Annotated in this window: 9 protein-coding genes and 1 tRNA gene; 3 read left to right on the top strand and 7 right to left on the bottom strand. The window is 43.3% G+C overall.

Translation table 11 applies throughout. The annotated features are described in order from the left end of the window. Positions 1-147 precede the first annotated feature (147 nt). Positions 148-224 (top strand) — tRNA-Arg (locus Q7A_RS03545). A gap of 304 nt (positions 225-528) precedes the next feature. Here the strand turns inward: Q7A_RS03545 and Q7A_RS03540 are convergent. Genes Q7A_RS03540 through Q7A_RS03510 form a run of 7 tightly spaced genes read right to left on the bottom strand, consistent with a single transcriptional unit; the run spans position 529 to position 10,482 of the window. Next, complete coding sequence (locus tag Q7A_RS03540) at positions 529-2,271, bottom strand: ATP-binding protein (protein WP_014705960.1); 1,743 nt, start codon at positions 2,269-2,271, stop codon at positions 529-531. Position 2,272: 1 nt separating this feature from the next. Further along, the gene (locus Q7A_RS03535) at positions 2,273-3,415 is read right to left on the bottom strand and encodes an SIR2 family protein (protein ID WP_014705959.1); all 1,143 of its coding nucleotides are present in this window, start codon (positions 3,413-3,415) and stop codon (positions 2,273-2,275) included. A 9-nt stretch (positions 3,416-3,424) separates the two neighbouring features. Then, complete coding sequence (locus Q7A_RS03530) at positions 3,425-4,669, bottom strand: restriction endonuclease subunit S (protein WP_014705958.1); 1,245 nt, start codon at positions 4,667-4,669, stop codon at positions 3,425-3,427. Between the two features lie 2 nt (positions 4,670-4,671). Further along, entirely contained in the window at positions 4,672-6,150 is a 1,479-nt protein-coding gene (locus Q7A_RS03525) for a class I SAM-dependent DNA methyltransferase (protein WP_014705957.1), read from the bottom strand. Positions 6,151-6,152: 2 nt separating this feature from the next. Next, the gene (locus Q7A_RS03520) at positions 6,153-7,907 is read right to left on the bottom strand and encodes an AAA family ATPase (RefSeq protein WP_014705956.1); all 1,755 of its coding nucleotides are present in this window, start codon (positions 7,905-7,907) and stop codon (positions 6,153-6,155) included. A gap of 3 nt (positions 7,908-7,910) precedes the next feature. Continuing rightward, complete coding sequence (gene hsdR, locus Q7A_RS03515) at positions 7,911-10,226, bottom strand: EcoAI/FtnUII family type I restriction enzme subunit R (RefSeq protein WP_014705955.1); 2,316 nt, start codon at positions 10,224-10,226, stop codon at positions 7,911-7,913. Between the two features lie 49 nt (positions 10,227-10,275). Beyond that, on the bottom strand, positions 10,276-10,482 hold the full coding sequence (locus tag Q7A_RS03510; RefSeq protein WP_084227437.1) for a helix-turn-helix domain-containing protein: 207 nt from the start codon (positions 10,480-10,482) through the stop codon (positions 10,276-10,278). A gap of 241 nt (positions 10,483-10,723) precedes the next feature. Between Q7A_RS03510 and Q7A_RS03500 the strand changes: the two genes are divergently transcribed. Beyond that, a complete protein-coding gene (locus tag Q7A_RS03500) occupies positions 10,724-12,010 on the top strand; it encodes an Arm DNA-binding domain-containing protein (protein WP_202971550.1) in 1,287 nt (428 codons plus the stop codon). Positions 12,011-12,021: 11 nt separating this feature from the next. After that, the gene (locus tag Q7A_RS03495) at positions 12,022-12,309 is read left to right on the top strand and encodes a hypothetical protein (RefSeq protein ID WP_014705953.1); all 288 of its coding nucleotides are present in this window, start codon (positions 12,022-12,024) and stop codon (positions 12,307-12,309) included. The last annotated feature ends 61 nt before the right edge of the window (positions 12,310-12,370 follow it).

Genomic DNA, 12,370 nt, shown 5'->3' with positions numbered 1-12,370 from the left:
CAAGCAAAGTCCGTATAATTCACGCTGTCAACAATAACACAAAGCGCCCGTAGCTCAGTTGGATAGAGTATCGGTTTCCGAAGCCGCCACTCATCACTATTTAAGGCACGAAGGCTGGGGTTCAAAACAAGTTAAAATTTTTCTCATGCGCCCGTAGCTCAGTTGGATAGAGTATCGGTTTCCGAAACCGAGGGTCACAGGTTCAATTCCTGTCGGGCGCACCATTTTGAGTTTTAGCCTCAATTGTCACAGACTATTAAATTTCTCTCGTGACAAATCTGTGCCATTTTCGTGTCACTCCAATCTCTAATCGGATTTATGTTCATCTCAAAAGGAGTGTTGGCTCAATAAACCAATCATAGTGAATGAGCTTCGATGATAGTAAACCTGCTATTTAGGTTGATAAATCTTTCCATTCAAACACCATGTTCATCTTAAATTATCAGACCATGCAATCAGCACTCAAAATATAACGCTGCTAGATGTTTGATATTTGTCGACTTAATCATAATAAACACCTAATGTAGGTCACTTACTTTGATATCGCCATTTCTTAACCACATCACCAATTTGCTTGATTGTCATCGCCTGTTGCTGCCAACCTTTGTCAAAATCAACATCATTTGAGCGAGGAAGTTGATCAGCTGATAGGCTTCGAATCATCACTCTGGTAGGCAATGTGGCTGCTTGGCCAACAAATATGGCTTCCTGACGCCTTAAACCGGAAAGCATCTTGGTTAAGCCCGACATTGAATCCGGCAGAATACTTCGAACATGCTCGCGGTCGGCATCATTGGTTATTCGAAGCACTATCCATGAATTGCATTGTGACAAAACGGTGGCTTCAACTTCACTCGGTCTCTGCGAAACTAACAATAAGCCAACACCATATTTCCGACCTTCCTTCGCAATTCGGCGAATTGCAGATTGAGCGGCTTCGTACTGCGCTTCACCGCGATTCGGTACATATCGGTGAGCCTCTTCACACACCAAAAGCACAGGGCTATTTTGGCGTTCATCTTCCGTTTGCCAAACTTTAAGTTGAAACACAATTCTAGCGATTGCAGCACTAGCAACACCCGCCACTTCATTAGGAATACCTGAAAGGTCAACAATCTGAACTGTAGTTTTCTGTGTTAAGAATTGACTGACGATTGCTGGTAGAGGATCTTTGCCACCGTCCCAGCTTTGCATCATAAATTTGAGCCGACCATCTTTTAGCAATGAATCAATCTTGCGAATAACCCGGCTAAAATCTTCATGCTGTTTTTTATCTTTGTTTTCAGGTCGTTGTGCGTTAATCGCACCAATTAATCCTTCTTCATAGCGTTCGCCATCTTTTAAACCGAAATGATCTAAGCCTTCTGCACTACCAATAATGTATGGTATCGGCGAATCAACCGTTAATTGGTCCTTGTCAAGCTCAAGCTGTTCAGCCGCCTGTTCTCTGACAGCAATCAACGCATTTTTAACAATGTTTGATTGTGATGTCGCTTCAAACTCCGTTTTACCAATAAACAAACTCAGCGACTCTTCAAGATCGAGTATCCAATAAGGCAGTTTTAATGAACCTTGATCAGTAGATAAACGTTGATGCTTTGGGAAAGCCTTGCCGTATTCATTATGTGGGTCGAGGATAATAATTTGCGGATGCCAATGCTCATGATTGGCTATCTGGCCACGTTCGAGAATACTATGTATAACCGCCGAAACTGTGCCTGATTTACCGGAACCGGTAGAACCAAGAATAGCAGTGTGCTTGCCTAGCAACTCATTAAGCTCTGCGTAACAAGGAGCACCACCAGAACCAACATGCTCACCAAGTTCAATAACAGCCCCTTTGGCATCACCATAAATAAATCTGAGCTCTGATTTTGGTGTCAGGTAAATGGTTTGCTGTGGCAAGGGATAAGTGGCTACACCGCGCTCAAACTCAAGGGCAAACTCACCATCTCCCTTCCTGCGCCACTCGCCCTCACCAAATAAATCCGCCTCAATAATGCGTTCATCGGAAGAAACAACGGGCAAGCCCTTTTCTATATGGTAGTCAGCCTTCATACGTAAACGACTAACTAAACCATATATAGAACGGCGGCCAAAATGTACTTTGATGATTGAGCCAAACTGTCCAATCGGATAGTTCTCACCAGCAAAAACTCGGGAAAGATCTGAAATAGCAGGATCAAGCTCAGCGATAATACGTGAGCCATCGACCTCAATAATTTTCCCGATAGATAAATTCTCAATAGGCTTGATGTATTTGTTATCCATATCAAATACCTCCTTCAAGGATCTGAGTTAGGTTTTCAAATTTCCACCACTCAATGCTTTTAGCGGAGACTGCTTTCTGCTCAGCGTGGAAAAAACCTTTATCGGCAAAAATAAGTACTTGTTCATTGATCGATTGATCTTCATGCCAAGTCTGCAATACACCACTAGGTTCTGAATCGCTGGTAAATGCAATCACGGTCAAATTGCCATTTGAAGCCCTTAAACCACGCTCGATTTCATGGTTGATATGTGAATCACCAAAGCTATAGCCCGTAATCAGCAAAACACGTTGACTACCGCCTTGCGGATTTAAAACCACTCTCGCTCTATTCATTAAATTTGCGTAAGGGTCAATTTGAGTTTCACGATACTTAGTGGAAGCAGGCCAAATCATAATTTTTGCAGCCTGATCGTGACTGCGTTTCAAGTGCGGAGCTATACGTAACGGTTTGGATGAAGAGGAATGTTCAGCCCAATTTATTGAACCATGTAATTTAAATACTCTTGCATCCAGATTACTCTGTTCAAACGTTGAAGGGTTCCACCATCCTGATACACCGCCTTCTAAACCATCAGCATAACGCAATTGTGAAAGCGCTAGCGAGTCTTCAATTAACGTATCGTAGTTCATCACTAGGTAATCTATGGTGCTAGAAAGGCTGTCTTTACCTGGTCGCATTGGTCGATGCAATGCCTGAACAAAACGCTCGTGTACAACGGAGTCCACTTGAACATTAATCACGCCAAAAATCGCGAGTTTTATCTCGTTTATCGCTTGCAATAGTTGATCGTTACTATATTCAGTTCCTCCAACCGCCACCTTGCTAGCGGTTACATTGCGGTTTGCTCGACGAGCTGTGATGGCAAGCCAATCGACTAGCTCACTTAAGTAATCTTCAATGTGCGAAGCAGGATTTGCCCCAACAAAAGAGTTTTGTATGGCAGTCAATATCTGCTTTGAATCAACGGAGAGCTTGTCACTTTTTAAAGCCTCTGCCGTAAGCTGATCTGTTAGCGGTAAATTGGCACATCTACTTGCCCCTGCACCTAACAGAACCGCTTTTGAGTGTGAAAGCAATTCTTCGAGTTTATTGATTGCTTCACTGAACTCTTTTTGTTCAAAAATTGTGGTATCGAATGCCATACTCCCTCCTTAGAGTTCGCCTTTAAAGGCAGAATCGAGAATTGATGCTTTTAGTTGATTCAAAAGCACTACTTTTTCAAGAACTTCGATTTTTGCATTTCTTGCTTTGGTTATTAAAGCATTGCAATCAGAAACGGCTTTAGTAATAGCCTGATCACTAGTTGGGAAAGGAATAGTGAAGTTTTTCAGGTCTGTTATTGATAAATTGGGTTGGTTGAGAGATTTAGATTTCTCCAGTACGTAGTTTTTAGTTCTTGAAGACTGCAAGTACAAATAAATAAAATCTAACCAGAGTTCATTTTTCGACGTTATTGCGGCAACACGCTGATTAATTAGCGCTCCGCTATAACTTTCTGGTACTCGGCATACTTTCAGGCCACCATTGATTATCGGACGAGTTAACGCGATTACAATATCGTTCGTTTTTGCTGTGAACCTCTGAAATTCATTACCATAGTCAGCGGGTAGAAACTCTTCTGCATTTTCAGAAAACTCATTAACACCGACGTTGGTTATTTTGATCGGCTTAATTCCAGTTTCCGAAGAAAAGTCGCCGCTTTTAAATGCATAGCCCGATATGAAGTCAACCAACTTTGATAGTGGCAGCTCGGAATTTGCGTTAGAGAGTTCAGCAAAATAAACATCAAATCCGTTTTGAGAGAATGCATCAGCCAGCTTAACGCTTTCCTGCAAATGCTCGATGGCGGTGTCGGTGCGGGTGAGCAGCGCATCGAGTTTTTCGACAATGCGTTTTTGTTCTAACTGACTCGGAAGAGGAATATCTAATTCTTCAACCATAGTTTTAGTAAGAGCTTGCCGCGTAGCACCGCCCGCACCTTGCCAAAGTAATTGAGCTTTAAATTTAGGGTTAATAATCAAATAGTTGAGAAACTTACTATCAACGTTTTTTTTTGGTCTAATTATCATTACATGCTGATTTACGCGAGCAGGCAAATATTCATCAGGTACGATACAACTTCTAGCAATGGATGCTCCCGTAATATTGAGTAATATATCACCACTCTCAACTGCTACATTTTTGAGGTCATTAGCTTGTTCGTCATCGATAAATGCAAGTTTTGCTTCTTTAAAGAAGCAATCGTGTACATTTAAACTTCTGATTAATGAAGTACCACTTGGTTTGTAAGCTTTTTCTCCACCCTTTGGAGTCGCGCCACTTCCTATCTTGGTTGTGAGACCCTTGAGCTTGTGCCATTCCCACCCATCAGGCAATTGATATAAAACTTGCTCCATACTTATTTCTCTGCCAACAGATTTTCAATTTCATCCAGCAGGCCAGATACCAGCTTTTCTTTGGTACGAATCTGCTTCAAAATATTGCTTGGCGCTAAGTGTTCGGCATCTTTTTGTTTAGCTGGGTTTTTGGCGGATAGGTCATAATCTTCAGCCAGCTTGCTGGCCGCTACCGTCCATGAGCGCTCAGTGGTTTCACGGCTGTTATACAACTCAACAAACTCTTTTAAGTGCTCATCGGTAATCGGTTTGTTTTTGGTGAGCTTTTGCTCTGGCTCGCATTCGTAATACCACACATCGCTAGCACCACCGCTGCGTTCGAAAAATAGCACATTGGTTTTAACGCCTGAATACGGCAAAAATACCCCAGCTGGCAGGCTTAAAATGGTGTGTAGGTTAAAGTTTTCCAACAGCTCTTGTTTGACCTGCTTAAATGCACTGTTGGTTTGAAACAATACGCCTTCTGGTATTACGATTGCTGCCTTGCCGCCAATTTTCAGCGTTTTCATAAAGTGCTGTAAAAACAGCAGTTCAGTTGCGTTACTTTGGATAGGGAAGTTTTGCTGAATTTGCGATTTCTCTTTGCCACCAAACGGCGGGTTAGCCAGAATAATGTCGTAGCGGTCTTTTTCCTGAATATCTCGGATATTCTGGGTTAAGGAATTGCCACGGAACAGGTTAGGTGACTCGATGCCATGCAAAATCATGTTCATCATACCCATCACGTAAGCCAGCGAGGTTTTTTCAAAACCGAAGAAGGTCTCGCGCTGGATAAAGTCCCACTGCTCGGTAGAAAGCGCGCTCTTTTTTTCTTTTAGGTGATCAAAAGCTTGCACTAAAAATCCGCAAGAGCCTGCCGCGGCATCGTAAATGGTTTGTCCGACTTGCGGGTCAATAGCATTGATCATGGCACGTACCACAGGGCGCGGCGTGTAAAACTCGCCCGCATAACCGCCCGCATCACCCATATTTTGCAATAAGCCTTCATATACCATTGACAGTTCAAACATTTCAGCACTAGATTGAAAATTCAAGGTGTCAATAATATCCAGCACTTCACGCAGGGTATGGCCAGAAGCAACCTTGTTATCCAAATACTGGAAGATAGCACCAATTTTATAGGCGAAAGATTTAGGGTCTGAGCCAGTGACGGCGGCATTGGCAAAGCCTTTCAGGTAAGGAAATAGCTGATTATTAACATAATCGGTTAGGTCATCCCCGGTCTTAGCGTTTGCAAGATCAAGCTTGCCTTCAGCCGTTTTAGGGCAAGCCCAGCTTGCCCAGCGGTGTTCTTCATCTAATACTGGCTGGTAGTCTTTACCGGACAAGACGGCTTCGTCTTTTTTTTCGGATTCGCAATCATCAAGAAACTTCAGGAATAATACCCAGGAGGTTTGCTCGGTGTAATGCATGGCGCCGCTAATACCATCGTCGCGGCGAAGGATATCGGTAATGCGGTCAATTTTCTGTTGTAGTGACATGTTTAGAGTTTTTCATTAATAAAGTTGTACATATTGGTGATGTCTTCGCTGATTTCTTCGGGCATCATTTGATTTATATAAAACTCAATTTTGGTCAGATCTTTGCCAACACCTTGAATTTCTATCAATGGATTAACGATATGCTTGACGTCGAGCATCCTTATTCCGTCATTATCCCCAGGGTCTCCATCTCTCAAATGAAAATCCTGAGCCAGTTTACTGTTTATTGCGTCTATCACACCAAAGTGCGTCAAAGCGCTAAAGGAAAGTAAATAGTTTTCAATTTCGCGTCTGCGCCATGCGAGTAGGTAAGTTTGAACACTTCTATTTCCTGGCCAACGAATACTATTAACTACTACTTTGGGTTTCCCCATTAACAACACTCCATTCTCATGCCATCTTGGATATGAATTGTCGCGGTCACAAACAAGGAAAACATTCGTTGTTTCAAATTCCGTTTCAGCTTTGCTTAGCGATTGAGTCCAATCAATTTTGGCTTTTCCAATTAGTTCATTATCATCATTGCGACTTGATGGCTTACCAATGGCGTGAACTTGCGTCAAAAGGGTTACATCTAAACCTTTTCTTGCTGCAAGCAGTGTGAAGATAATCCAGTCGTTGTAATCATCTATCAGAGCTATATTTGGTAGTTTGCCACATACTTCAAATTCAACCGATTTCGCGCGTGACAGTACACTTAGGCGATTGATCAATTGCTTGATTTTGTTGTCTTCGCTGATTCTTCCTTTTTCTACTACCTTCAGGTGCTCGAACCGATTCTCTTTAGCTGAAATAGAGTCGAGTAAGTGTGTGGTGGTGATGACGTGCCCTTTGATGCTGTGAAGGAGCGACCAAAGCTTTTCGACATTTTTGTAGTGAAGGTGCGAGTCTGCCTCATCGAATAAGAACAGAGTATTCTCTGAATCGAACAGGTCTATAAGAGCATACAGAAACAGGAGCTGGTACTCGCCGTCGCTGAGATCATCCAGCTCTAACCCGTGCTCAAACCGTAGTTGGAAGGTCCACTTATTTACAAAGCCCGCATTAACTGCCTGTGTGAGGAAGCTTATGGACGGGTCATCGCCAAAATCCTGCTCATTCACCTCAGCCTCTGGGTCGACCTTTGCGAATTTTACCGCCAATATATCTGAAGCTGTTAATTCGATTCTTACTGCATCTAGTTTATTTTCAAAATTGAAATTAGGGTCAACAATCTGCTCAATAAAACTTTCCAGTGATCTATGGAATGGTCCCTGCCTTAAAGTACCTTTTTCACCAATTTCCTCTCTCCTTAAAGCATCTTGTACCCGCAGCGTGTAGCGATTGTCGACTTTAAACTTGAAAGAAAGCTTTGTGGACACGTCGTCTCGATTAATATCGTTGCTCTCACCGGCATAGCCTCTGTCTTTAAGAAATGCGCGAGTTTTCCCATCTCTCACTAACGCTGTGGCTAAAAAAATAATGGGCTTAGACCATGATTTGTCAAAATAGAATGAGGCCAAGCTCATGGCTCGGCCTTGTCTTCTGTTTTTCTTTACATACTTATTAAAGCTTTTGGAGAAAGATTCGTTTTGTCCAGATGAAAAGCAAATAGTTCGAAATGCTCGGGCATGATTGTCTTTTAAGCCCTCATCAAATATCGATTGAAGAATACTGGATTTTCCACACCCATTTTCACCAATAAGCGTAGCCACCCGGTTTATTATTAGTGACTGCTCATCTGTAAATGAATGCGATAGTGAGAAAGTTACTTTCATTGGTTAGCTCACGTGGTATAGCTGGTGTTGTAGTTGTTTGAAGGCGGCGAGCAATTGCGCAGGTTTGCCACCAAAGGCCATGGAGGCATCTTTGGTGGTGCCGAGACCAGACAGTTCAATCAGGGTTGGCAAACGCTCACGTGCCAGTTCGGTCACACCCGATTGTTCATAGCGATTCAGGACAAAATGCAGGAATTGCCTGGCCTTTTCCTGTTGGTATTGACCGAAGAAAGCATTATTGGCTCGTAATGCTTCCACTCTGGATTTTCGTGTAGCCATGGGTTGTTCGAAGGCTAAAAATGCCAGCAGATCGAAAATGTCACAATCGTCGGCTTCGAACATACGGCGCAGGGTCGAGAGCTGCTCTTCATCAAAGCCCGCCTGCACTAGTTTGGCCAGGAGTTGTTCACGCAGGTCCGGGTCAGACCAGATATCACGAAGCTCATCTACACTTTTGAATAGGCCTGGCAGTTGTTGAATTAACCGTTCAACAAACTCTTGAATAGTGAGGGGCTTACCGTTTTCGTCGATATATCGGGTTTCAATATCAATGACCTTGAGCTCCCGGCCCTTGCCAAGTTTCACCTTCAACCTTGCGCGAGGTTCAGCCGGTTCAAGCATTGGTCCATCGCCATCTTCGATCGGCTTGGGTGTGTAGAGTGGCGAGGTTGGTTCTCGGGTACCGCCTTGCTCCGGCGCTTCGGGCTCGCCATCCCACTCTTCATCATAAAAGTTGTTGGTGGCGCCACGAAAATCCAAAATAGTGAAGTAGTCCTTACCATCAAATACTCGGGTGCCACGACCCACAATCTGTTTGAACTCCACCATCGAGCCAATGGTTCGATCCAGCACCACATTGCGCACATTGCGGGCATCGACACCAGTAGTAAGCATTTGTGATGAAGTAATAATGTTTGGGATGTCTTTGTCGTTATCCTGAAATTTTTCCAGCAGTTCGCGGCCAACTTTGCCCTCGTCACTGGTAACTCGGACACAGTAATACTGGTCTTTTATGGATTTGTATTTGTTGATCATGTCGCGCATAGTCAGCGCATGGTTCTGGTTCTCACAAAAGACGATGGTTTTTTCCAACGGATTGATGTTTTGTAAGATGGCTTTGGCGACCAGCTCTGTGCGCTCATCAACAATGATTTTGCGGTCGTAGTCTTCGACCTGATATAAATCCTGGCCGGACTCACCTTCTACGATGACGTCATCTTTGGTGAGCACTAATTCATCCAGATTAGTTCTAACGCGCTTAACCCGGTAGGGCGTTAAGAAGCCGTCATTGATTCCATCTTTCAGTGAATATACATAAGCAGGTTGGCCAAAATATTCATAGGTGTCCACATTGTCTGCGCGTTTTGGGGTGGCAGTTAAACCCAGATGCACAGCACTGCTGAACTGATCAAGAATGGCTCGCCAGGAGCCCGCTTCATTCGCTGCGCCGCGGTGACATTCATCAATTAACACCAGATCAAAGAAATCCTTGGGATAGGATTTGTAGTAGCCATCGATGTTTTCTCGTTCCGCAATCGCATGATAAATCGCGAAAAAGATATGTGCGTTGGTTGGCACGACACCATTGCGCTTGCGAACCTCCTCCCCATTTATTTTGATCAGGTCTTTTTCATAGGGGTTGAAAGTGTTAATGGCTTGGTCAGCCAGGATATTACGGTCGGCCAGAAACAGAACGCGTGGCCTGCGTGAACCAGGGTTGTCAAGGTTCCAGCGAGCCTGAAATATTTTGTGAACGATTTGAAAGGCAATGAAGGTTTTACCGGTACCCGTTGCCAGAGTAAGCAAAATTCGGGATTTGCCTTGCCCGATAGCATCTGTAGCCGCATGAACTGCCAGCTCTTGATAATAACGTGACTGCATGGCTCCTTCTAAATGGAAAGGGATGTTTCTAAGCTCCTGACTTAAATCTGTGGTTTCTACGGTATAGCGTTTTTCCAACTCAGCAGGCGTTGGGTAAAACTCAATGAAGTTGCCTTTACCTGTTTCCAGATCGAATTCGTAGGTTTGCTTGCCGTTGCTGGAATAGACGAAACGAACGCGAAGCTTGTTTGCATAGTCTATGGCTTGTTGCAAGCCTTTGGTTGGATGCTCAGACTCCTTTTTGGCTTCCACAACAGCAAGGTATCGGTTGTCTTTATGAAGCAGATAGTCTACGAAACAGCGACGTCCCCTGCCGCCTCCTGCTATTTTTCGCCCATCAGTAAAGTAGTGCTCTCTTGTTAAGTTTGAAGGCTGCCAAGAGGCTGCACGCAAAGCAGGATCGATATAGTTAGCTCGAGTATCAGCTTCAGAACTCATTTAGCACTTCCTTCCCTGGCTCATATTGCACTCACAATTTAGATGACATCTAACTTTCATCAACAATCGATAAAAGATCGCTAGGCTCGCAATCGAAGTAACGACACAAATTTTCAAGAGTCTCAAAATCAATTCTAGTAGTGGTTTCGTGGTAAAGCCTTGTCACTGTACTTCGATTAATACCCGTTTCATTAACAACATCTGAGATCTTGAGTTTTCGTGCGCCCATAAGCACTGATAAGTTACATTTTACCATCAATAAGAACCATAATAAGTCTTTAAAGGTGCATTTTAGTGTTGACAAGACACTTAAAGCATCATAATGTATCTCCAGAGCATCATATTATTGCTCTTAGCATCTTGGAGATTATCTATGAGTCAGACTTACCTTACAACTGAAGAACTCGCTAAGCTAATTAAATACACCCCTAGAACAATCCGTGATCAACTAAAAGACTCTGTCTTATTAGAAGGAATTCACTATATCCGTCCATTTGGTGGAAGAAAAACTCTTTATCTATGGGAAGCTGTCGAGAGAGATATCGGAAAAGTATCAAAAGAGAATGGTGCGCTATTACCCATGGCCTCCGGGGGGTATTGCAATGGGTAATATTCGAGCCAGAAAAGATACTGGGAAACTTTTTTTCGACTTTCAATATCAAGGAAAACGCTGCCGGGAACAAACCAAACTCGATGACACATCCGCCAACCGTAAGCGAATGAAAATAGTCCTTAACAAAATTGAGGCCGAAATCACGCTCGGTTCATTTCAGTATTGGAACTACTTTCCCGATAGTACAAGAGCTAAAGAGTTACATGAACTGAAACAGCTTGGTAAAAAATCGTTCACCGACACCCCACAATTTAAAGATTTTGCCGAGGTTTGGGTAAACGAGATGCAAGCTCAATGGCGTCTGTCACATAAGGAAGGCGTTGAACTTAATCTGCGGAAATACATTTATCCCCGTTTTGGTGATAAAGAGGTTGGACGCATTACCAAAGCTGAGATCCTCGCTTTTCGATCAGATCTCACTAAAGTCACAAAAAAACAAAGTGGTAAGCCGCTATCAGCCAGTCGTATAAACCATATTATTTTGCCATTGCGAATGATATTAAATGAAGCGGCCAACCGTTATGACTTTAGTTCACCCTACCACGGAATAAAATCATTAAGAGTTCCTAAAACGGATGTTTTACCTTTTGCTATCGAAGAAGTGCAGAAAATCATTAACACCGTTCGGTCTGATTTTCGAAACTATTACATTGTCCGTTTTTTTACCGGCATGCGTACTAGTGAAATACATGGACTACAGTGGAAGTTTATTGATTTTGAGCGTAGGCAAATCCTAGTGCGACAGGCATTAGTTCGAGGAGGGCTAACTTATACCAAAAATGATGGCTCATTCAGAACGATTGATATGTCTCAAATGGTCTACGACGCACTAAAAGAACAGCATAAAGTGACCAAACAATCCGATTTTGTTTTTTGTACGCGTGAAGGCTCTCCGCTTAACTCGAATAACGTCTGTAACCGCGTTTGGCAGCCGCTCCTCCGACATTTGGACCTTACTGCCCGACGCCCGTATCAGACTCGTCATACAGCAGCAACGCTGTGGTTAGCTGCAGGCGAAGCACCTGAGTGGATAGCCCGTCAAATGGGGCACACTACAACCGAGATGTTATTTAGGGTTTATTCCAGATACGTGCCCAACCTTACCCGTCAAGATGGCAGTGCATTTGAACGCCTACTGAAGAATCATATGCAAATCGCTTCAACCAAATAAGGAGTTTCACCGTGACTGAAGAATTAACTTTCATTCCATTTTCGACTTACAGCCATACCGATAAATTGTGCCAAGCTTCTTATTTACTATGCATTATTTGCCGTATCGAACCCGGCAAAAATCAACTCGTATCTGCTATCGGACATGGTGACGAATACTGTAACCATGAGGCCATAAAAACTTGGCTTGGAAACCGCTTGACAGAAATGAACGAAGAAGATTTATTTATTCGTCAAGTCGAGCGACTGAGCGATAAGCTACTTGATAGATTACGCGAAGTACAAAATATCATTTACTAGTAATTATCACCCCAAGTGCTCAACACGTCGCCCATGAGGCGGCGTGTCTGATTGAGCTTTA

It is taken from the genome of Methylophaga nitratireducenticrescens, assembly GCF_000260985.4.
Taxonomy (GTDB): Bacteria; Pseudomonadota; Gammaproteobacteria; order Nitrosococcales; family Methylophagaceae; genus Methylophaga; species Methylophaga nitratireducenticrescens.
Note: the sequence above shows the minus strand (reverse complement) of the source record. Positions and strands in the feature narration are given on the sequence as shown.

Coding starts and splice junctions, on each gene's coding strand:
- Q7A_RS03540 (WP_014705960.1), bottom strand. CDS start 2,271: ATGGATAACAAATACATCAAGCCTATTGAGAATTTATCTATCGGGAAA.
- Q7A_RS03535 (WP_014705959.1), bottom strand. CDS start 3,415: ATGGCATTCGATACCACAATTTTTGAACAAAAAGAGTTCAGTGAAGCA.
- Q7A_RS03530 (WP_014705958.1), bottom strand. CDS start 4,669: ATGGAGCAAGTTTTATATCAATTGCCTGATGGGTGGGAATGGCACAAG.
- Q7A_RS03525 (WP_014705957.1), bottom strand. CDS start 6,150: ATGTCACTACAACAGAAAATTGACCGCATTACCGATATCCTTCGCCGC.
- Q7A_RS03520 (WP_014705956.1), bottom strand. CDS start 7,907: ATGAAAGTAACTTTCTCACTATCGCATTCATTTACAGATGAGCAGTCA.
- hsdR (WP_014705955.1), bottom strand. CDS start 10,226: ATGAGTTCTGAAGCTGATACTCGAGCTAACTATATCGATCCTGCTTTG.
- Q7A_RS03510 (WP_084227437.1), bottom strand. CDS start 10,482: ATGGTAAAATGTAACTTATCAGTGCTTATGGGCGCACGAAAACTCAAG.